Origin of the sequence: Streptomyces sp. NBC_00212, from assembly GCF_045206365.1 — a bacterium.
Lineage (GTDB): Bacteria > Actinomycetota > Actinomycetes > Streptomycetales > Streptomycetaceae > Streptomyces.
This window is the reverse complement of record NZ_CP108115.1, coordinates 52,158-71,777: the sequence shown is the minus strand read 5'-3', so window position 1 is coordinate 71,777 and position 19,620 is coordinate 52,158. Positions and strand designations below refer to the sequence as shown.

19 protein-coding genes and 2 pseudogenes are annotated in these 19,620 nt (G+C 68.0%); 7 read left to right on the top strand and 14 right to left on the bottom strand.

What is annotated here, in order from left to right; genetic code table 11:
• The first annotated feature begins 226 nt into the window (after positions 1–226).
• Positions 227–424, top strand: a complete 198-nt coding sequence (locus OHA17_RS00385) for a hypothetical protein (protein ID WP_406502924.1) — start codon at positions 227–229, stop codon at positions 422–424.
• A gap of 354 nt (positions 425–778) precedes the next feature.
• Complete coding sequence (locus OHA17_RS00380) at positions 779–1,879, top strand: IS110 family transposase (protein ID WP_406510603.1); 1,101 nt, start codon at positions 779–781, stop codon at positions 1,877–1,879.
• A gap of 686 nt (positions 1,880–2,565) precedes the next feature.
• On the opposite strand, the gene OHA17_RS00375 is transcribed toward OHA17_RS00380, so the two are convergent.
• Entirely contained in the window at positions 2,566–3,531 is a 966-nt protein-coding gene (locus OHA17_RS00375) for a beta-propeller fold lactonase family protein (RefSeq protein ID WP_406510602.1), read from the bottom strand.
• Between the two features lie 64 nt (positions 3,532–3,595).
• On the opposite strand from OHA17_RS00375, the gene OHA17_RS00370 reads away from it, so the two are divergent.
• Complete coding sequence (locus OHA17_RS00370) at positions 3,596–4,444, top strand: hypothetical protein (RefSeq protein WP_406502922.1); 849 nt, start codon at positions 3,596–3,598, stop codon at positions 4,442–4,444.
• Between the two features lie 139 nt (positions 4,445–4,583).
• On the opposite strand, the gene OHA17_RS00365 is transcribed toward OHA17_RS00370, so the two are convergent.
• Positions 4,584–4,856, bottom strand: a complete 273-nt coding sequence (locus OHA17_RS00365; protein WP_406502920.1) for a hypothetical protein — start codon at positions 4,854–4,856, stop codon at positions 4,584–4,586.
• A gap of 705 nt (positions 4,857–5,561) precedes the next feature.
• Here OHA17_RS00365 and OHA17_RS00360 point away from each other — a divergent pair.
• Together OHA17_RS00360 and OHA17_RS00355 are read left to right on the top strand one after the other, a co-directional pair.
• Positions 5,562–6,053 (top strand): hypothetical protein, encoded by a 492-nt coding sequence (locus OHA17_RS00360; protein ID WP_406502918.1) that lies wholly within the window; start codon positions 5,562–5,564, stop codon positions 6,051–6,053.
• Between the two features lie 837 nt (positions 6,054–6,890).
• Positions 6,891–7,679 (top strand): hypothetical protein, encoded by a 789-nt coding sequence (locus OHA17_RS00355; protein WP_406502916.1) that lies wholly within the window; start codon positions 6,891–6,893, stop codon positions 7,677–7,679.
• Between the two features lie 99 nt (positions 7,680–7,778).
• Here the strand turns inward: OHA17_RS00355 and OHA17_RS00350 are convergent, their stop codons facing one another.
• The 7 genes and pseudogenes from OHA17_RS00350 to OHA17_RS00320 form a co-directional block, all read right to left on the bottom strand.
• A complete protein-coding gene (locus OHA17_RS00350; RefSeq protein WP_406502914.1) occupies positions 7,779–8,105 on the bottom strand; it encodes a transcriptional regulator in 327 nt (108 codons plus the stop codon).
• Positions 8,102–8,587 (bottom strand): hypothetical protein, encoded by a 486-nt coding sequence (locus OHA17_RS00345; protein WP_406502912.1) that lies wholly within the window; start codon positions 8,585–8,587, stop codon positions 8,102–8,104. Before OHA17_RS00345 ends, OHA17_RS00350 begins: the two co-directional genes overlap by 4 nt.
• 646 nt (positions 8,588–9,233) lie before the next feature.
• Positions 9,234–9,380 carry a hypothetical protein gene (locus tag OHA17_RS00340; protein WP_406502910.1) on the bottom strand — a complete coding sequence of 49 codons (147 nt, stop codon included), beginning with the start codon at positions 9,378–9,380 and terminating at the stop codon, positions 9,234–9,236.
• Positions 9,381–9,845: 465 nt separating this feature from the next.
• The gene (locus OHA17_RS00335) at positions 9,846–10,685 is read right to left on the bottom strand and encodes a PxKF domain-containing protein (RefSeq protein WP_406502909.1); all 840 of its coding nucleotides are present in this window, start codon (positions 10,683–10,685) and stop codon (positions 9,846–9,848) included.
• Positions 10,686–11,121: 436 nt separating this feature from the next.
• Positions 11,122–11,229: pseudogene (locus OHA17_RS00330) on the bottom strand (PhnA domain-containing protein); the annotation flags it as partial.
• A gap of 235 nt (positions 11,230–11,464) precedes the next feature.
• The gene (locus OHA17_RS00325; protein ID WP_406502907.1) at positions 11,465–12,142 is read right to left on the bottom strand and encodes a hypothetical protein; all 678 of its coding nucleotides are present in this window, start codon (positions 12,140–12,142) and stop codon (positions 11,465–11,467) included.
• 190 nt (positions 12,143–12,332) lie between these two features.
• The gene (locus tag OHA17_RS00320; protein ID WP_406502905.1) at positions 12,333–12,614 is read right to left on the bottom strand and encodes a helix-turn-helix transcriptional regulator; all 282 of its coding nucleotides are present in this window, start codon (positions 12,612–12,614) and stop codon (positions 12,333–12,335) included.
• A gap of 95 nt (positions 12,615–12,709) precedes the next feature.
• On the opposite strand from OHA17_RS00320, the gene OHA17_RS00315 reads away from it, so the two are divergent.
• Positions 12,710–13,597 carry an endonuclease NucS domain-containing protein gene (locus OHA17_RS00315; protein ID WP_406502903.1) on the top strand — a complete coding sequence of 296 codons (888 nt, stop codon included), beginning with the start codon at positions 12,710–12,712 and terminating at the stop codon, positions 13,595–13,597.
• A gap of 571 nt (positions 13,598–14,168) precedes the next feature.
• On the opposite strand, the gene OHA17_RS00310 is transcribed toward OHA17_RS00315, so the two are convergent.
• From OHA17_RS00310 to OHA17_RS00290, 5 genes are all read right to left on the bottom strand, one after another.
• Positions 14,169–14,834 carry a hypothetical protein gene (locus OHA17_RS00310; protein ID WP_406502901.1) on the bottom strand — a complete coding sequence of 222 codons (666 nt, stop codon included), beginning with the start codon at positions 14,832–14,834 and terminating at the stop codon, positions 14,169–14,171.
• 386 nt (positions 14,835–15,220) lie between these two features.
• On the bottom strand, positions 15,221–15,637 hold the full coding sequence (locus OHA17_RS00305; RefSeq protein WP_406502899.1) for a DUF3592 domain-containing protein: 417 nt from the start codon (positions 15,635–15,637) through the stop codon (positions 15,221–15,223).
• 17 nt (positions 15,638–15,654) lie between these two features.
• The gene (locus OHA17_RS00300; RefSeq protein ID WP_406502897.1) at positions 15,655–16,794 is read right to left on the bottom strand and encodes a DUF317 domain-containing protein; all 1,140 of its coding nucleotides are present in this window, start codon (positions 16,792–16,794) and stop codon (positions 15,655–15,657) included.
• Positions 16,746–17,042, bottom strand: coding sequence for a hypothetical protein (locus OHA17_RS00295; protein ID WP_406502895.1), 297 nt, complete (start codon positions 17,040–17,042; stop codon positions 16,746–16,748). The genes OHA17_RS00300 and OHA17_RS00295 overlap by 49 nt, the downstream gene beginning before the upstream one ends.
• Positions 17,018–18,511, bottom strand: coding sequence for an IS701 family transposase (locus tag OHA17_RS00290; RefSeq protein ID WP_406502893.1), 1,494 nt, complete (start codon positions 18,509–18,511; stop codon positions 17,018–17,020). The genes OHA17_RS00295 and OHA17_RS00290 overlap by 25 nt, the downstream gene beginning before the upstream one ends.
• A gap of 60 nt (positions 18,512–18,571) precedes the next feature.
• On the opposite strand from OHA17_RS00290, the pseudogene OHA17_RS00285 reads away from it, so the two are divergent.
• Positions 18,572–19,372 (top strand): annotated as a pseudogene (locus OHA17_RS00285) (integrase core domain-containing protein); the annotation flags it as partial.
• Between the last annotated feature and the right edge of the window lie 248 nt (positions 19,373–19,620).

Below are 19,620 nucleotides of genomic sequence, written 5' to 3'. Positions count from 1 at the left end.
CAGGTGGCGAGCGCGGACCCGCAGGGTACGGCCCTGGACCACCCCCGTGCACGCGGCGATGGTCCCGCGTTGGTCAAAGCCCTGGTGACCGTGGACCGAGAAGCTGCGGGGGCGTTGGGGTCTCCGCCGAGCTCCAGGCTGATGAGGTGGTATCCGGGCTCGAGTTGGGGTGCCGCCAGCAGGCAAACGGGCTGCAGTGGTTGCGCATTTGCAGCTCGTTGCCTGGATGCAGCTTCCGGTCTACTACGTCTTCGATGGCCTTGATGTGCGGTCGCCGTACGATGTGCTCGTCGTGGGACGGAAAGGGCCGCACAGCAGTGCGGGATCAGGTGCCCCGTACTTTCTGATCTCCACCCAGGGAGCCCGTCACTTTGACGACCTGTTCGGCACGCCGGACGTGGCCCAGTTGGATATCGCCTCGTAGCTTGGCTGCTGCGAGTGGTGTGCGCACCATTACGCACCGGCGCAGCATTCCGGGCGCCTGGCCGCGGGGGGACTTCCGTTGGCCCGCACGTGAAGTGGAACAGCGGCTCCCTTTCGGGATCGGCCGGGGATAGTGGCACCAGTACTGCCCTGTTGCGGGATCTGACTCGTGACTTTTCTGAACGGATGTGTCCTTCGATCCCCCTGTCGTTCCTCGGGGCTGGGCGGTATGGATGGGCACCGGCCCGGAGCGTGTGTCTGGAGGATGGTCCTGCGTAAGGAATATGCACTGTGTCACCGATGACCGCCCCTCCGGGCCAGTGACCGCGCAGGCGCGCAGCCATCGAAGGTGGTGATGGTGATCGTTTGTGCAGGCGCTACTCCTGCCAAGCAGCACCCCCCTCTGGATCCAGAGGAGGTGGTTCTTGGTATTGACACGCACCGAGATGCTCATGTGGCCGCCGCTGTCTCCACGACGGGTCAGGTCCTTGCTGTGCAGAGTTTCCCGGCCACCGCGGCCGGATATCGGGAACTCGCCCAGTGGGCAGGTCAGTTAGGCGTTGTTCGCCGGGCCGGAGTGGAGGGGGCGGGCAGCTACGGTGCGGCCCTGTCCCGGTATCTGCTGTCGCGGGGCTTCGTCGTGTACGAGGCCCCTGGACCTGACCGTGCGGCGCGTCGTCGTCATGGTAAGTCCGATCGCCGCGATGCGGAGGCCGCGGCCCGTGTCGTGCTCAGCGGTCGTGCGCGTTCCTGCCCCAAGGCGGGCAATGGCCCCCTCGAGATCGCCCGGATGTACAAGGCGGCCCGGGACTCTGCTGTCAAAGCCTCTACCCAGGCCACGAACCAGCTCAAGGCGATCTTGGTCACCGCTGATCCTGCACTGCGGGAAGAGCTGATGAGTCTGAAGCGTCGTGCACTCATTCGCGCCTGCGCCCGGCTCAGCGAGGATGACGGGGCAGCAGATCCGGTGCTGCAGGCCACGCGGTTCACGCTGTGCGCGCTGGCCCAGCGCATCGAGCAGCTCCTCGTGCAGGCCCAGGGGCTGCAGCAGCGCCTCTCCGCGTTGATCGAGCGGCACTACCCCGAACTGCTCGGCGCTATAGGGGTAGGACCGGAAAGCGCCGCCGTTCTATTGATCACCATCGGGGACAACGCTCAGCGAATGCGCGGCGAAGCGTCGTTCGCTGCGTTGTGCGGGGCAAGCCCGGTTGAGTACTCCTCGGGCAGCAGATGCCATCGCCGGCTCAACCGTGGCGGCAACCGGCAGGCGAATGCTGCCCTGTATCGCATCGTGCTGACTCGGCTGCGCTGGGACCCGCGTACCCAGGCGTATTACGAGAGGCGGGTGGCGGAAGGGAAGACCCGGCGGGAGATCATCCGTTGCCTGAAGCGGTATGTGGCCCGGGAGGTCTACCGCCTCATTGAGAGGCAGCGGCAGGGCCCGGGTTGCTCGTGAACGGTCCTTGAGTGCGCTCTGATGAGGGCGCGGGGAGCGGCATGCCCCCTGCGGCCAGCCCGCAGACGGCGCACTGGCCGTCCACGGAGCGCTGAGTGACGACTGGCAGTCCACGGGAACTTTGATGGGTGTAGCTCCTGGTTCCTTTGGAGCGACTTGCCGAGCTGGGGCAGACCGGCGGGGGTGTGGGTGAGCCGCGGCCTCCGGGTGGGCGTTGTGGTGCTGGTGGCCGCGGCTCTGTGGTGCTGGTGCTATGCGTGTGTGACGGTTGTCGCTATGGGGTCAGGGGCAGTTGATGACGGTGTCGCCAGGATCGGCGGTCCTCGGCCAGGTCAGCTTGGCCTTGCCCGTGGATCTGCATGGAGCGACTGGAACTTGCATGGGGCTGGGGCTTCATGGGGTGGAGGCTGGCCGTGGTGGGCCGGTACGGGGCGTGGCGGACAACCGTAGCTCCGTCATCCCGCTGGTTGTGATGGGCGACAAGGGGCCGGCAACGGCCCCGTGATCAGGATCAGAATGGAAGCCGCCTCTCCGGGTGGCTGCCCCCGTTCCTTACGCCAGCGGCCGTGGGGCAGACCGATATCCGCATCAAGGTGCGCAACCAGCCGACCGGCCGACTCTTCGAGGAGAGGGTGCCCGGTGCGCCTCAGCCCCCGGCCCACCGGGCAGGTAGGGGTGGTGCCGGGTCAGGGGCAGGTGGCCAGGATGACGGAGACGACGGTGCAGGTGGCGGATGCGGTGTCGTTGGCGGGGTTGGGGTCATGGGGTGCGGAGGCGGTGCGCACGGCGGTGACCTTGACCTGGCCCAGGGAGAGCAGGTTGAGCGGGATCCTGAAGGACTTGGCGGTGCTGGCGCCGTTGGCGATGGCGCCGTAGGTGCAGGTGACGGTGCCGCTGGTGGTGGTGCATCCGGCGGACAGGTTCGTCGCGGAGGCGCCCGGCGGCAGGCTCGCGGTAATGGTCGCCGAGCTGACGGCGCTGGGGCCGGTGTTGTGGGCGGTCAGGGTGAAGGTGAGGTAGGGGACCAGGATGCCCAGGTGCGGCTGGGCGGTGACGGACACGGCGAGGTCTGCGGCGGCTGCGACTGGGGCGAATGCGACGGCGAAGGGGTAGGCGCCCACGGGGATCGTCGCGGTGACGGTGTTGGTGGCGGTGTTGATCACCGAAGTGGTGTTGTCGTTGGCGTTGGTGACGTAGGTGCGGCTGCCGTCGGGGGAGACCGCGATGCCGGTCGGGATCGCGCCGACGGGGATGGTGGCGGTGACGGTGTTGGTGGCGGTGGCGATCACGGTGGCCGTGTTGCTGTTCTGGCTGACGAGGTAGACGTGGGCACCGTCGGGGGTCACCGCGACCCCGTCGGGGTGGTTGCCGACGGGGACGGTCGCGGTGACGCTGTTGGTGGCCGTGTTGATCACTGACACGGTGTTGTCGTTGCTGTTGGTGACGTAGGCGGTGTTTCCGTTGGGGGTCACCACGATGCCGAACGGCTGGGTGCCGACGGGGACAGTGGTGGTGACGGTGTTGGTGGCGGTGTTGATCACCGATACCGAGGCGGAGGCGTAGTTGGTGATGTAGAGCGTGCTGCCGTTAGGGCCTGTCCGATAGGTGGCTTCGACACCCTGACGTCCGCGACCAGCAGATGCCGCCGCCAGACACGATCTGCCGGCTCACCGACACCGTCGCCGGGCGAGTCCTGCGGCTTGAGAGAATGGCCAGATGCAAGATATCCACAGCCTTCCCGACATGGCCGAGGTGCCTCCGGCACTGCGGAGCATCCTCGCGGCGGATAAGGCCGAGAGGGCTGCGCGGGTCCTGACGCCCGAGGAGGCTGCGTCATTCGCCAACTGGGCACGCGTTCCCGCCGAGACCGAAACGCGCTGGCTGGCCGCACTCTCCGGTGACGACGGCCTTCTTGGCTTCGAGCCACCGGCTCACCCTGACAGTGCCTGGATCCTGCACGCCATGTACGAGGACCCGCGACGCCCGGCCACTCCGGCTGGTACAGACGCTGCGATCGGCACGGAAGGCGCCAACGACTGCGACGATGAGACGGACTGGGCCGCGCATCCCGGGCCTGACTGGCAACGCGTGCGCTGGTCCGAGCTGGCCGAACGCATCGGCGACGCGATCGTCGAGGAAGGCTCCTATCCCGACCGGTACCAACTGCGCTCATGGCGCTCGAAAGACCACAGCTGGCCGGACAACATCCTGTGGTCGAACGAAGGCAGCCTCGACTGGGAAACCTGGCACCGGCTGATCGACCTACTCATTGAGCACAGCCCGGACGGCCCTGACACTCGCTGCCTGGTCCACTTCTGCCGAAACATGTTCTACTACCACGTCCCCGCGGTGCTCACCGGCCGCCTGGGCGACGCCCACAGCCTCTACCACCATCCCGACCTGATGGCATGCAGCCCTTCCAATATCTGGCCCGCTGACCGGACTTGGGTCACCTTCACTCACTTCGACCTCCACGGCACCAAGGTCGCAGGCCCCACCCCGTTGATCGAAGCCCTCCTCAACAACCCCGGCCTCGAAGCCCTCCGCCTCCCCTGGAAACCCTGACCTCCCCCGATCACCGACCTCTCCATGGTTCCCGGGAGTCTCCAGACCGGGAAGAACTGCCCCGCGGATCATCGCCGGAGCCACAGCAAACGACCAGTACCCAGGACGGTCACGCGACCCGTCGGACACGCCCTAGGGGTCACCGTGGCGCCGACGGGGTCGTTGCCGACGGGGGGATGGTCGCGGTGACGGTGTTGGTGGCGGTGTCCACGACCGACACGTTGTCCGAGTCGATGTTGGCGACATAGGCGGTGTTGGTGACGGCCACCTCGGCCGTCGGGGCCGGGGCGGCCTCGGCCGGCCCAGTCGCGGCGGCAAGGCCGGCGGTGGAGAGCACGGCGGCCGAGAACAGCACCGCGAGCCGGTGGCGCACTCTGGCGCCCGGTAGTCGACTCAGAGCAGATGTGCTCATGACAGTTCCCTCTCCGTGCGGCGCCCGGTGGCGGGCCCCTGCGACCCCGCGGGCGCGGTGTGTCCGCGACGCGGGTGCGGGCTTCGCCCGTGCCCGGCCAGGACGTGAGCGTCGGCCTGCCGCCGGGGCATCCGTGCGCCGCCGGGACAGGGGCCGGGTCCAGGCGGCCGTCACGGCACGTGAATGCCGGGCGGGACGGTGCACACGTCCTGCGTCGTGGACCGCCCAGACTGGCGGCTGCACCCGGCGTGCCAACAGCGACGAATGGGCCATTTTTCGGCCAGGGCAGGGTGATCGGGTCTTCCAGCACCCGCCCCAAACCGCGTTCACCCAGCACGTACACCCCCAGCCACGTGCGCACGGATCAGCGTGCGCACGTGGCTGACCGCCTTACTCCACGGCCGTCACCTCGAGGTGAAAACCTCAGTAGCGGTGATGGGGGGTGCGGGCAGTGCCGGGCCGTGGCGTGTACTCGTCTTCCTGGGGCGCCGGTTGTGGTGGAACTCTCGCAGCAACGACGCGGCACGGCAGAGCTTGGACGCCGCTCGTGGGCAGCCCGGTCCCGGGGGAGGCGGGAGCGGTCCGTGCTGGGGGCGGCTTTCGTCTGTTGCGTTGCTGGTTCTGCTCGTATTCGTCATCGCGCTGTTCGCCGCTGCCTGCCGTTCAAGGCCGGTCAGGACGGTGCCTCGGGAGGGAGAACCACCCATGTCACGCTCGTACTTCAGCTGGATCGGCGCACACCGTCGTAGCCTGGCCGTGGCCTCGGCCTGCGTCCTCGGCGCGGCCGGCACACTGGCCCTCACCGGCTCCGCGGGTGCCAGCGGTGCGCCCGCGCATGCTGCGGTCCAGCAGTCCTGCAGCACGGCCACACTGACGGGCACGTATCTCTTCGCCGGTAACGGCTGGACCGTCTCTGGTGGTCAGGCCACACCGGGCGCGTTCGCGGGCACCGAACACTTTGACGGCAACGGCGCGGTGCGGGGCACGAACACGTTCAGCGCGAACGGCACGGTCACCCGCGGCAGCCACTTCACCGGCACCTACACCCTCGCCCCGGACTGCACCGGCACCCTCACCATCGCGGGTGCTCTGCACTTCGACATCTACCCCGCAGCCTCGGGAGACAGCTTCGTCTACATCCAGACCGATCCCGGCTCGGTGAGCGCCACCACCGAACACCGCGCCACCCGCACCTGAACACCCCCAGCCAGACCCAACAGCCCCGTACACGGCGCCCCGGACCCCGGCGCCGTCCCCGGCCCCGACCCGCCCGCTCCGGTATACCGCATGCCCACGGGGTACCCCGGCCCGCCCGCACCCCACCGGCCGCGATCACACCGCACCCCGCCACCAGAGGCTCACCCGCACCCGCTCACCCACAACGGCCCGCCGTCACCCCGAGGCGAAAACCTCAGTAGCGCGCCAGAAACGGGCACCACGGGGCCTCTGCCTGGCGCCTACATGACTGCTGTGCGCCGCGCATGCGGTCACGATGCTGCGAATTGAGCCTCCAGTACGGCGCCCCACGGTCCGCCCAGACATATGCACCTTCGCCGATGGCGACCACGCTGCGGCCGTCACGCCCCGCAAGACATGGAAGGCCGCCTTCTCATTTCGTCTCAGGAGTGCAGGTACAGGTTCGGGGCGTCGTAGCCGATGGGGGCGTCCAACCTCCGGTCGATAGGGCCGACTTCGGGCCGGTGTGACCATTTGAGGTGAGGTTAGGCCGGAATATGTGAATGGTTTGAGACCCTTCGATACGCGAGTCTGATGTGTCCGCAAATGCACGATAGATCCATCGCAAATGCGCGCTAACGTCGCTCCGCACCGCCCGGCATGATCACTTCGGGTGGCCGGGAAACCGGGGGCGACTGACCGAATTAACCGACTCGCCCTGTATGTGATCGATCGCAAGTAGCCATGTGAAAATAGGCAGTAGATGGGGAAGAATCTGTGCGCAAAGCAAAGTGGAGTGTTCCGACGGTCGCAGCAGTGGTCGCCTCGGGATTCTCGACGGTAGCTGCGGGGGCGGCGATGACGATGGTGCTCACCGTCGGGGGTGCGGCCAGCGCGAGTGCTCCGACGCACACCGGGCCGGTGCCTGCAGTCGCGGGACAATCGGCTGCGGGGGTCCAGGTGGCTGCGACTGGCGCGTCGGCGCGGAACTTCAAGGACGCGTTGCAGCAGTTCCGCAAGGACCATGCGGAGGCCCCCGCGAATGTCAAGGCCGATGCGGTGGCACGGGTGAAGAGCCAGATAGCCTCCGGCCAGCTGGCGATGCACTTGCCCGACGGCGCGCAGCTGGCGATCGGGCGCGCTCGCGCAGTCGTGGGACCGGACGGTACTACCCTGGTGATCCCCATCCGAGGTGCGGGACTGCATGCCGCGAGCGCTCTGACGGTGCAGATCGGCAAGGACGGTGCGCTGCACAGCGCCGAGTCGCAGTTCAAGCCCACGGGGCCGAATTCTGGGGTGCTGACGGCCTGGCGGGACGGCGTTCTTGCGCAGCACGTGAGCGGCTCGGGCGACGGCACGTCGTCGGCCCCGGCGGCCGGTCCTGTGCCGAAGGCGACCCCGGGTGCTTCCGTCCTGCAGGCGGATATGACCTCGGGTGGCCGTGTCCAGCAGGCGGGCTTCACCTCGGGTGGTCACGTCCAGCAGGCGGACTTCTGGGACGACCTCAAGAGCTGCATTGATGACGCCTCGATTCCCGGCTGGGTCATGGGCATCCTCGGTGGGCCCTGCGCGGCCGCGGGGCCCGCGTGCGCGGCGGCCGTGAGCTTGTACTACGGCAACGCCGCCGCCACCTGTCTGGGCATGTAGCTGTTCGATCAGACGCTGCCGGGCACCCTCAAGAAGGTGAGGGTGCCCGGCAGTACTCTGCCCGGCTTCCGCACGGTCGCTGCTGCGCGTACGCGGTAGTCAGGCGTCCGGGTTGGTGTCCTGGTCAGGTTCCCGCTGGAGCATCTGCTGCAGTGCCGCGACGTGCCCGCCGTAGCGGGCCTGGCCCAGTGGGGTCATGCGGAACCAGGTACGAGGGCGCCGCCCGACCCCGCCCTTGCGGACCTCGATGTAGCCCACGTCCTCCAAGGCGCGGCTGTGCTTGGACACCATGGAATCGCTCAGCCCCGTCGCCTCCCGGACCGTGCGGAACTCCACCCACTGCGGGCCTGCGGCCAGCAGCGCGCAGATCGACAGCTTCGGCAGGTGATGGATCACAGGGTCCAGCCCCATGGAGGTTTCGGTCACCGCCGCTGGCTCCCCGTCAGGATGTCGCCACGGATCCCCGCGGCCATCCAGGTCAGCAGGAATGCGATCACGCCCCCCGCGCCCACCGCGACCACGGTGGCCGCCCATGCGGCGCTCGACGAACCGCTCAGCCGGCCCAGCCCGAACACCACCGCCACACCGCCCAGGCACACCAGGACGAACGCGGGGAAACGCCGACGCAACGACGGATACATCGCGAACGGCCGTACGTCCCGCCGATTCATCCCAGACCGCACGGAGAACACCACGATCAGTGCCAAGAACAGCAGACCGCCAACCTGGCCGTACGGCAGGTCCGGAACGCCCAAGCGCCGGTAGCCATCCGCTGGGAACGCACTGCTGACCGCAAGCGCCCAGGACACCGCGATCAACACCGGAAACCACCAGCCCAGCCGAACCCGCGCAGCCGCGGCCCGGCGCTGACGAGCCACAACGTCCATGCCCACCTGGTACTCGTCCATCCACTCACTCCCGCACGCAACGTCACTTTCCAAGTAGAAACTACTTTCTAGATTCGCATTTGGGCAACCCGAGCATGAAGAGCTGCTGATGCACTTGAGGGGGCGCAGGAGCAGGCGGACGTTGAGAGTGCGGTACGCGATCTTCCGCCGTCAACCACCAGGCCCCCCAGAAGCTCTTCTGACAGCAGCAGACCGCCGTTCCGTATCGCACACCGAACAGTTCGCCCTGGACGGCCCGTACCACAACATGCGGCTCGGGGTGTGGGTCTCCCACCACAAGAGCCGCCGCGACTGATCGCCGGGCAGCTTGGGCAGCTCGCAGGGTTCGGCATGGACTGGGCGTAGGGCGGTGGTGACCCGGGCTGCGGACGGTCGTTGAACCGGCGGGTCAGGATGAAGTGCACCAGGGTCCCGGGGCTCGGAGACAGCCCCGGGACCCTCCACACGCAAGCCGGCCGCCGTCGCCGCGTACATCACCGACACGGCCACAACCACCAACCTGACGAACCATCACTGCCACCACCCCACCGGCACCAAACCGGCGCCTCACCCACGGCCCGGCCGTCCTCGGCCTGACTGACACGCCTTCGGGCGATACAGGACGGTGTCATACAACGCGCAGCGGTCACCGGACGAGGACGGCGGGCTACCGCCCGGCTTCCACAACGCTCTGGACATCGTCGAGATCGTGCACCAGCTCCAGGAGGAAGGCCACGTCGTCGACCCCGAGGACCTGGCCCACATCTTCGCTGTGCCTGACCGAGTGCATCCGCCGCGTCGGCGAGTACTCCACTCACGAACTCGACCTTGAGCCCGAGGCGTACGACCCGCACCTGGACCTCGACTTCAGCCCGCTGTGCGGTGACGGCCTCGGCGCGGACGGCCACGGCCAGCAAACCTGACCATCGATGCCAGGTCACCCTGCCGCCAACCGAACCCGCCCCGGAAGGGAACAACAGGCCACAGGGATGGGCACATTGCCCCCTGCCCCGGCACTTGCTCGAAGCCACCACCCCCGACGAAGCGTCACCCGAAGCGAAAAGGTCAGTACCTGCCGGGGCGTGAGCCCCGAGTGAACAGGTCGGCGGCCTCGCAGCGCACCCGCTCCCGCTGTAGTGGCTGCGTGGTGGTCAGACCGCCTCCGCCGGGGTCGCCGGGCTATCGCATCTCATCGGGATACACCCGGGCCTGTACCGAGGAGCCCAGCGCGAGGCGTGCCCGGCACCGGAGCGCCGGGCACCACCTGGTGCGGGGTGGTTCAGCTGAACTTGAAGTTGGCGGTGTGGTCACTGCCGTCGGCGAGTTTGAGGTCGAAGGTGCGGCAGGTGTCCTTCCAGGCGCGGTCGGTCTTCCACACGTAGGTGTACGTGTCGGTCACCGGGTCGTACGTCAGGCTGGACTGCCCGGCGCTGCTGGTCTGCTCGATCGGGGCGAGGGGCGCCCCGGTGTTGCAGGTGACGTGCTGCGAGGCGGGGTATCCGGTGGCGAAGATGTCCAGGCCCTGGTTGCCGCTGAGGCTGAACTTCACGGGGACGGCCCGCCCGGCGTTCATCGTGTTGACGGTGGGCGGGTTGTCGACCGGCTGGAAGAACCCGGAGAAGGTGTACACCGGTCCGGCCGCGGTGATGGTCGTGGTGGTGCTGTCAGAACCGTAGGCGTCTCCGACCGCGGCGGCACTGGCGGTGACCGTACCGGCAGCGGTGGGCAGCACGGTCAGGGTGATGGTTTCCGAGGTGCCGTGGTAGCCGGCGTTGTCGCAATGCGCATGGACGCCGTTCGCGAAGCAGGCGTCGTTGGGGTTGGAGGACGTGACGGCGGTGAACGTCGCGGCCGCCCCGCTGAGGGTGATGCTGGTGGTCTGGTCCACGTCGGCGTCGGTTGTGTAGTTGACGTTGACGACGTAGGTGTACGAGGTATTGACCGTGACCGGGTCGGCCGAGTCGTTGATCTGGACGATCGAGTCGGCCTGGGCCGGTGCCGCCAGGGTGAACAAGCCCGCCGAGACGAGCACCGCGCCGGCGAACAGCGCGGTCAGGCGGGTGCGTAAGGACCAGCGGGCCCGGCCCGCCGGGGTGGCGATGGTGCGGGAGCGCGACATGAGGAATACCCCTTTCCGGGGTGGCGGGTATACCCGGCGGCCCTGGTGGACCGGCTTGGCGCGGCAACCCCGCCGCGGCCCGAAACCGCCCGGCAGGCGCCACGCCGACGGGGGCTCCGAACCCGGTGCGCCGTCCTCAGCCGTGACCCATCACGGTCCCCAGAATCGCCCCCCAGGGGATCACCGCATGAGAGTCGTTGCGTACCGCTCACTGATACCCACGAGCATCCCGCCGCCCGTCCAGTCCGGGGAAGAGCCCAATAGGCCCCCGGCACAGACCAGATGGACTAGGGCGTACCCCACCTACGCCGCCGCAGGCCGCCATCCGGTACAGAAGGACAGCCGACCATCAAGAGGTTCCTGCGCTGTGGGGCACCGTCACCCTGAAGCGGAAAGGTGAGTAGCTCGCGCAATCTGGTCTGTACGGCCGGAAGTGTCAGGTTTTCTTGACCACGCTGGACTTGAGTCGCATGGGGTCGAGGCCGTCGATCTTGCAGTCGATGTCATATCCGTCGATGCCGTTGACGAGGCGCCACGCGGAGACCCAGGCCCCAACCTCTGGCCCTCAAGCCGGAGATCGCGCCCGCCGACCCTACGATGCTCTCCTCGAACAGGTTCTGATGTACCGATGCCTCCAGGCGTGCGCCGGGCCGCGATGCTGGGCCGGTATCGACCTGCGGTCTGGCCGGGCCCGGCCGAGGTCATGCCGCCCCGCATCGTTGGCGGCCGCGCGGGTCCGGTACGCGGCCCGGTAGCCGTGTTGGCTGTTCTGCCTGCGGTTAGTTGAGGCTCAGTGTGGCCAGTGCGGTGGTCCAGTCCGTCGCGATCGCCTTCTGTGCTGCGGCCAGCGGGACCTTGCCGGAGCAGATGGCCGTGTGGAGTTTGGACTCGACGCTGTCCTTCGGGTTGTTGGGGCCGGCGCCCGCCTTGTGGCCCGGTGACGGCGGCTCCACCCAGAGGTTGCGGGGGTCGTTGGGGTCACCGCCGAGCTCCAACGAGACGAGGTGGTCGTACTCGGCGTCGTGCAGCGCGCCGGTGTATCCGTAGGACTTGGCGTTCGCTGCCTTCTCTGCACCGGTGATGCTGGCGGGCGGCCGGATCGTCGAGGTGTATCCGGACTGGCAGATCGTGGTCTTCAACGTCGCGGTGGTGACCTTCGGGTTGAGCGCGCCGGGAGTGCACGCTTTGTCCTCCAGCGGCTCCTTGGCCGCTGTGTATCCGAAGTGGCATGACCCGGCGGGCGGCTGGGTCTGCACGGTGTACTTCGCCTGTGGGCCGGGCCCGTACTGCAAGGCCGCGCCGGGACCGTCGGCGCCCGGCGCCGAGCTGCCGGACGCACTGGGCGTTGGCGTTTTCGGATGCTTCCCGCTGTCGGAGGATGTACCGCCCGAACAGCCCGCCGCCGTGACGGCGAGCAGCAGTGAGACAGCGGTGACGGCGATACGGCGGACAGTCATGCGGAACCCCCAGCGACGGCGACACCGTGAAGCTACCGCCAACGCCCCAACTCCCGCTCGGTCAGGGGGCACAGTCCGCTCGATCGAAGGACCCGCTCCCACCGGAGCGGAGCCTTTACGGCCGATGCCTGCCGCGTCACCATCGGCCGATGACCATCGTTTTCGCTGCGCGGGGGGATCGCGTCGTGGGTTATGACGGTGTACAGCATCCGACGTGGGGGCCGCTGTACTCCGGCTCGCCACTGTCGAGGACGCGGAGCAGGGATGCGGTAACGACACGGGTAGTACGGCCGAGGCGCAGCACACGGCAGGGGAACTCTCCACGGCGGACCAGGTCGTAGCCCTTCGCCCTGGAGAACCCGAAGGCCCGGGAAGCGTCTTCGACGCTGCCGGTTCCGCCCCAGGTGGCGCGGATCTGCTCGGGGCTGTGCTGGGCGTCCGTATCGGATATCGCGTCGTTCTGGCTGTGCATGTGTGACTCTTCGGTCCTTTCAAGACGGCTTCGGTCGCGGAAATATCCCCGAACTCTGTGACGTTGCCCTCTGGCAACGTGATCGCGGAGGGGGAGTGGTCGGTCTGAAGCTGTTCAACACGGCAGGCGGCGTGAGCGAGGTCATGCCGCGTCCGGCTGAGGTCGAGGCGGATGTGCAGGACCTCGTCGAGGCGCACATGGAGACGATGCTGGGCGTCACGTTCCTGGCGAGCGAGTACGTCATCGACTGTGTCGACGGGGGACGGATTGACTCGCTGGGCCTCGACGAGAACGGTGCCCCCGTGATCGTCGAGTACAAGCGCGGCACCGACGCAGGCGTCATCAACCAGGGCCTCTACTACATGGCCTGGCTGACGAACCACAAGGACGCCTTCCGGAGTCTGGTCCGCGACCGGCTCGGGGTGATGGCCGCGTCCCAGATCCTGTGGAGCGGACCGAGGCTGATCTGTGTGGCTGGCGACTTCACCCGCTACGACGCGCACGCCGTACGAGAGCACCGGCGCAGCATCGACCTGGTCCGCTACCGGTACTACGGCAGTGACCACATCGGCCTGGAGACCGTGGCGTCGGTCACCGGACAGTCGGCCGCTCGCCGGCGGGTTCGCCGGCGTGTGGCCACGCGGCCGAGTGTCCGACGGCAAGACGGCGCGATGGCCGAGCTGGCCGAGGCGGTCGACGAGGTCCTTGTCGGACTCGGTGACGGTGTGACCCGGGTGCAGCGCAAGCAGTACCGCGCCTACCAGCGGCTGCGGAACTTCGCCTGCGTCTGCCCGCCGCAGCAGACCAAGGTCCTTATCTACCTCAAGGCGGACCCGAAGGAGGTCGACCTCGTTCCGGGTTTCACCCGGGATGTGACAGGGCTGGGTCACCACGGCACGGGGGACTTGGAACTGCAGCTGCGTACGGAGCGGGACCTGGAGCGTGCCCAGGACCTGTTCCGCCTCAGCTATGCCGCGGCTTAGAGATCTTCTGCGGAGGCGGTGGCTCAAGCAGGGTGTGGAGTTGTGGGGTGTCGTCGTGATGCTGCCTTTCGACGTGACGGGCAGGTATGGGCGGTGGACCACTAATGGTGCGGAGGATCTCCGGTTTTGCTAACCGGGGATCGTCTGCTATGTATCGCCCTGCCGATGGATGGCCACCAACGCCATCCGTCAGCCCCCCCACCAGCATCACCAACGGAGTCGTGGCATTGCTTTGAGAGCCGGGCGAGTCGGTCCCGCTGACGCCGACGGGGCCGCTGCGGGCGGTGTCCGGGGCCGATGAGGACTCCGTCCTCGCTGTCCTCGGCCGGTATACCGACGTCATCGAAAGCCGCCGCGCGACGAAGAAATGAGTGATGGCCCCGGACCGGAGCCCGGGGTCATCTACACGTTCGATGAACAACGCCATCTCAGTGGATGCGGCGTTGCGATTCTCGCTCGGGAATCGGACCCGAGTGTTCATCGAGGCGAGGGCACTCACCGGTGCCGTGCCCTCGGACGCAACCGCACCTGGACGAAGAACCCCAGACAGCTGACTGATACAGCCTTGCCATCAGCTGTGAGACAGGTCTAGGACCTTGAAGCCTGAGTTCTGACGGCTCAGGGGAAAGTTGCCGACTCCCGGTCCGCACTTCAGGGCCGTGTCCGGGGTGTTCGATACGTTCGTACCCGAGTCGAAGGCAGGTGCGTTGTTGGAGACGGTCGTGACGGTCGTGACGGTTGTCGAGCCGCCGTTGTACGCGCACCCATGCAGGTTCAAGTACCTGCCGCTGGACAGGTCTAGGACCTTGAAGCCTGAATTCTGAGGGATAAGGGGGAAGTTGGCGACTCCCCCTCCGCACTTCAGGGCCGTGTCCGGGGTGTTCGACACATTCGTCCCCGAGTCGAAGGCAGGTGAGCTGTTGGAGATGGGCGTGACGGTGGTCAGGCCGCCGTTGTACGCGCACCCATGCAGGTTCAAGTATCTGCCGCTGGACAGGTCCAGGGCCTTGAAGCCTGAATTCTGATAGATCACCGGGAAGCTGGGGCCGACTCCCGGTCCGCACTTCGTGGCCGTGTCCGGGGTGTTCGACACGTTCGTACCCGAGTCGAAGGCAGGTGCGTTGTTGGAGATGGGCGTGACGGTGGTCAGGCCGCCGTTGTACGCGCACCCATGCAGATTCAAGTAGCCGACGGCAGCCTGGCCGGCACGTGCCGAGGCCGGGTCCGGACTCGTCATTGCCAGGAACGCACACGTTGCTGCAGCGGAAGCGATTACGGGTTTCCAGAGGCGTCTGATCACTGATTCAGTCATTCCGCAGCCTCCCGGCGTGATCGTGGCCCTGTCGACGGGTCACGAACGGATAAAACCCATAGCAGCACCTAGAGTGAACGAGGTGGAACCCTCCGTAGTCGCATTCATTCCATTAGGTGATGAATCGACTGAACGTGCCACCTTCAAAGGGGGACTCGCCTGGGACGAGCTCGATCGCACCCGAGCTAAGCGATCTTGAGTATTTGAGCTGTGGTCGGCGCCATCGCGGTCGCTCGTCGGTGAACGGCTGCGTTGGACTGACCTACCGATGGCGGCTGTCCGAGCTGAGGACGCGGCCCGGTTCGGGGCGGCTACGGGGTGAAGCTCAGGACGACGAACAGCACGCCCAACGCGGTGAAGGTGCCGGAGATGAGGATGCCGAAGAGGCTCCCGAACAGCGGCGACCAGGTTCCTCCGGGGCCCATGATGGTCGCTGTTCGGGCGGGGCTGCCGGGTCGGTATCGCACGGTCACGGTGTCACCCTGCGCGAGGAGCAGGGCGTCCTCCTCGAATTCGATGTACTGGCCGTCGAGCGTCGTGAAGGCATGGACGTGGTGCCAGTAGGTGTTGCCCTCGCTGCCCTCGGTCGAGTACCTGCGTATGCATCGGCCTTCCACGGCTATGCCGTTCATGACCGTGCGCAGTCGGTCGGCCAGCTGTCGCGCCAGGAAGAAGCAGAGGGTCCCGAAGGCGGCCAGGATGCCGAGACCCACCCAGAACATTGTCATCTGCGCAGGGTAGAGGCTCATCGGCCGTGAGTGGGAAGGTGCGTGGCCGGCGGAGATGCCGCCACGGGAGCCGGGGCTTGGACGGTGTGGAGCGCCGGGCCGTCAGCTGCGGGCCGTGCTCGGCGGGACCCTTGGCCTTCGGCCATTTCGATGGCGATGTCCTGCACCAGGGAGGTGGGTGCGTGTGCGGACAGCTGGAGTTGCCAGGTGGGCTGGTGGACGGCGTGGCCGCCCCAGATGGTCCATGTGGGAAGGGAGTCGTTGGTTGTCTGGGCGGCGAAGGCGTCGAACTGTACGCCGCCCTTCTCGGGGCCGGGGGCCTGCCAGGAGATGTAGCGCCCGTCGATGGAGTGCTTCCAGCCCGCATCGGCGAGCGGACGGGTCGCTGCGGCGATAGCGGCCTCGGTGGCACGGGGGGACAGGCGCGGACCCCATACGTTCTCGGCGGCGACGGTGTCCAGCAGTGCGCTGATGATCGCGGTCGGTGTGGAGGCGGTGGCCGTGCTGTGCCACAGGCGGTCGCTGACCGGGGTCTCGTAGGCGGCGACGGTCCAGTTGATGTCGCGTGGCCCGGTCTCGTGCGCGAACTCCACGCGCAGGGTGAGGGATTCGTGGTTGGCGATGGTGGTCTCGTCGTACGGGCGGTACTTTTCCCAGGCGGGTTGGGAGTTGAGGAAGTCCTTGAAGAGGGCTTCGTGGTCGCCGGGGTCGGCGGCGTGCACCGGCACCCACTCTGTCTTCGCCGCCTGCGGTTCCGCGGGTGCGTCAGGGGTGTTGGCCGACGCTGATGTCGACAAGGCGGTGAGGGCCTGGGTGGTCTGCTGTTCGGTGTCGGTGGGTGGCGGCGGGCCGGGGCGGACGGCGTCGCCGTACAGGCGCTCGAAATCGGCGATGGCTTCGCCGGGGGTGTCGTACGAGCCGCTGACGACCCGCAGGTGGTTCTCGCCGTGGAGGTGGACGCTGTCGGCGTGCCGGTAGGTGCCCACGGCGACGGTGGTGTGGCCGTCGTGAGCGTGCAGGTGGATGACGAGAAGGCCGGAGGCGATGTCGTCATGGATCTTCTGGGCGTCTGCGGACACGAGCCGGATCTCGTCGCGGTCGAGCCACGTCATCGGGTGGTCGGCCCAGGTCCACTCGGTGTCGATCTCCTCCTGCACTGGTCGCTGATGTCTACGGTGATGCTGGCGTCGCGCAGGAGGTTGGCGGTGATGTTGGCGTAGTGGGGCTCCTCGTGGTCGATACGGACGAGGAGCATCGTGTCGTCGCTGACCGGCCGGAAGCCTTCCGAGGCGAGGGTGGCGCGGGCGGTGTGCAGCGTGTGACCGGTGAGGGTGGCGACGACGGCGCTGGGGTGCTGGGGGTGCAGGGCGAGGTGCACGTTTACGTCGGGTGCGGTGTCGGGCATAGGGGGCTCGTTTCGCCGGTCCGGGCCGACGCGCGGAGGTCGGCCCGGACCGGGGGTTCTAGCGGGTGGCTCGGATGGGGGTTGGGGCGGTCCGCGGTGGCGGGCCGGCCCGGGGGGCGGCCGGGGTCCATGCCTGCCACCAGGGTTGCAGGACGGCGGCGGGGGTGAGCCATGCCCGGACGGCGCGTAAGGCCCTTGGCCAGCAGGGAGGTTGGGGCTGGTGGGGCATGGGGCTGCCCCCTCTCTGCCCGGTCGTCGGGGCAGGGGTCGGGTGCGGTGGTGTCAAGCGGGCCGGGTGGGGTGAACCATTGATCCCAGCAGAAAGAGAAGGCGCAGTTCACCAGGGTTTGGTGGCGTTTGATGGCGCGGGCGGAGCGGACTTGGAAGTCGGCCCAGCCGAGTTCGTCCTTGATCTGTTTGTAGCTCTGCTCGATCCACGGCCGGAGCCCGTAGAGGCGGACGATCTCGGCGAGGTCGGCCGGCGGGTGCGTGCTGGTGGCGGCATGCGGGGCAGCGGGGTGGGGCAGGCTGGTGGCCAGGTACCAGGTGGCCTTCTCGGGCAGGGTGCCCGGGTCGGTGGTGGCCACGACCAGCCGCACCCGGCTGTCGGGGCCCCAGCCGCCGAGCGTGGCGTCGGCGGCCCACCAGGTGTCGGTGTGCCCGTCGCGGAAGTGGCGCTCGATGGGTGTCCAGTCGCCGGGGTGTTCGGCATCGTGCCAGGCCAGGGTGCGGGCGGCGTCGATGGGGGTGTGCGGCTGGTGGGCGGGCGCCCAGGTGCCGCGGTGCGGCTTAAGGTGAACCACGTAGGGCAGTTGGGCCTCGCGCAGGGCGAGGTACCAGTCGTCGCTGACGCTGTAGGCGCAGTCGGCGACCACCGCCCGGCAGGCGAAGCCCGCCTCCTTGCCCCGGGCCGCAAGAGCCGCGGCGATCTGCGGTTTGGTGCGGAAGGCGGGATCACGCTGGCCACGCGGGAAGTGGTGGGCGGGGGTGTAGGGCTGTGTGTGCAGCGGGTAGTACACGCGTCCGTCGGTCCACACCGTGGTCACGGTGACCACACCGTTGTCCGTCTTGCCGTACCGTCCCAGCCACTGGCGGCCCACGTGCGCGGTGGCCGTGCCGTCCTTGCGGTCCCCGGAATCGTCGATCACGATGACCCCGCCCGCGTGCGGAGCGGTGTCCGGCTGCCCGCGCAGCAACTCCAGCCGCCGGTCGTTGACTTCCCCGGCCTCCCAGGGGGACTCGGACAGGAAGAACTGCAGGCGCTGCACCGCGGGATCCCGGGCACCCACCACCGGTTCCGCCCCGGCCAGACAGGTCAGTGTCGTGTTCCGGTCCCGCGGCGTGAGCAGCCCCGTGAGGTACTCGCGGAAGCCCCGGCGCTGGGCCAGGGAGGCGAACAGGTCGTCGAAACCGGCGGCATAGTCCTCCAGCGGTCCCGGCGCCGGCGGACACGGACGACGAGCAGTCATCACCACCACCCCCACCACCCGGACTACCGCCACCCCGCTCCCAAGTCAACGAACTACCGCTACTCAGCCCGTCGGGGGCGGAACGGTCGACCACCCACAGCCGCCGCGCTCAAGAAGCTGGTACTGCGCCTGGCGCGCGAGAATCCGCAGTGGGGCCACCGCCGGATCCAGGGTGAACTCGCCCGGCTGGGGCATCCGATCGCACCGTCCACGGTCTGGCAGATCCTGACCACCGCCGGCATCGACCCGGCCCCGCGCCGATCCGGACCAAGCTGGCGGGAGTTCCTGACCGCCCAGGCCGAGGGCATCATCGCTGCGGACTTCTTCCACGTCGACACCGTACTCGGCACACGCCTGTACGCCATGGCGTTCCTCGAACACGGAACCCGCAGGCTACACATCACCGGCGTCACCACCCACCCCACAGGACAATGGGCGACCCAGCAGGCGCGCAATCTCGCTGCCGGCCTCGGGACCCGCATGGAGTCCCTGCGATTCGCCTTGCGCGACCGCGACGCCAAGTACACCGAATCCTTCGACGCCGTCTTCACGGCCGAGGACATGGACGTCCTGCTCAGCGCCCCACGAGCACCCCGGATGAACGCCCACTGCGAGCGGGTGATCGGCACCATCCGACGCGAAGCCCTCGACCACGTCCTGGTCGTCAACGAAGCCCACGCCCGCCGAGTCCTCGCCGAATATCAAGATCACTACAACAGGCATCGGCCCCACCAGGCCCGAGATCAACGTCCGCCCAACGCCCCGGACCAGCCCGCCACCGTTACCGATCTCGATGGCCGCAGGCTCCTGCGAACCCGTGTCCTCGGCGGCACCATCAACCAGTACCGATATGCCTCATGACGTGCAGCGATGACTTTTCGAGCGGTACAGGCGGTGGCACCGAGAATGGCCAGGTAGTTGCGGGGATGGCCCCCCACGAGCCGAATCAGGGCTGGCAATACGAGTGCGCCGTGCTGCAACCCTCCCCGAGCAGGTCGACCGGTCCGTCGACGCCGCCGCATGACCTGCAACGACAACCTTTCGAGCGGCGCAGGCTTCGGACCGCCCAGCCGCCCGAGCCCAGCCCCAGTCCTACCGCGCCGGGCATC

What these genes read in the sequence shown, in the direction of transcription:
- OHA17_RS00385 (WP_406502924.1), top strand. Translation starts at nt 227, where the DNA reads ATGCAGCTTCCGGTCTACTACGTCTTCGATGGCCTTGATGTGCGGTCG.
- OHA17_RS00360 (WP_406502918.1), top strand. Translation starts at nt 5,562, where the DNA reads ATGTCACGCTCGTACTTCAGCTGGATCGGCGCACACCGTCGTAGCCTG.
- OHA17_RS00355 (WP_406502916.1), top strand. Translation starts at nt 6,891, where the DNA reads ATGACGATGGTGCTCACCGTCGGGGGTGCGGCCAGCGCGAGTGCTCCG.
- OHA17_RS00335 (WP_406502909.1), bottom strand. Translation starts at nt 10,685, where the DNA reads ATGTCGCGCTCCCGCACCATCGCCACCCCGGCGGGCCGGGCCCGCTGG.
- OHA17_RS00380 (WP_406510603.1), top strand. Translation starts at nt 779, where the DNA reads ATGGTGATCGTTTGTGCAGGCGCTACTCCTGCCAAGCAGCACCCCCCT.
- OHA17_RS00370 (WP_406502922.1), top strand. Translation starts at nt 3,596, where the DNA reads ATGCAAGATATCCACAGCCTTCCCGACATGGCCGAGGTGCCTCCGGCA.
- OHA17_RS00325 (WP_406502907.1), bottom strand. Translation starts at nt 12,142, where the DNA reads ATGACTGTCCGCCGTATCGCCGTCACCGCTGTCTCACTGCTGCTCGCC.
- OHA17_RS00290 (WP_406502893.1), bottom strand. Translation starts at nt 18,511, where the DNA reads ATGACTGCTCGTCGTCCGTGTCCGCCGGCGCCGGGACCGCTGGAGGAC.
- OHA17_RS00305 (WP_406502899.1), bottom strand. Translation starts at nt 15,637, where the DNA reads ATGACAATGTTCTGGGTGGGTCTCGGCATCCTGGCCGCCTTCGGGACC.
- OHA17_RS00320 (WP_406502905.1), bottom strand. Translation starts at nt 12,614, where the DNA reads ATGCACAGCCAGAACGACGCGATATCCGATACGGACGCCCAGCACAGC.
- OHA17_RS00345 (WP_406502912.1), bottom strand. Translation starts at nt 8,587, where the DNA reads ATGGACGAGTACCAGGTGGGCATGGACGTTGTGGCTCGTCAGCGCCGG.
- OHA17_RS00310 (WP_406502901.1), bottom strand. Translation starts at nt 14,834, where the DNA reads ATGACGAGTCCGGACCCGGCCTCGGCACGTGCCGGCCAGGCTGCCGTC.
- OHA17_RS00295 (WP_406502895.1), bottom strand. Translation starts at nt 17,042, where the DNA reads ATGCCCGACACCGCACCCGACGTAAACGTGCACCTCGCCCTGCACCCC.
- OHA17_RS00365 (WP_406502920.1), bottom strand. Translation starts at nt 4,856, where the DNA reads ATGAGCACATCTGCTCTGAGTCGACTACCGGGCGCCAGAGTGCGCCAC.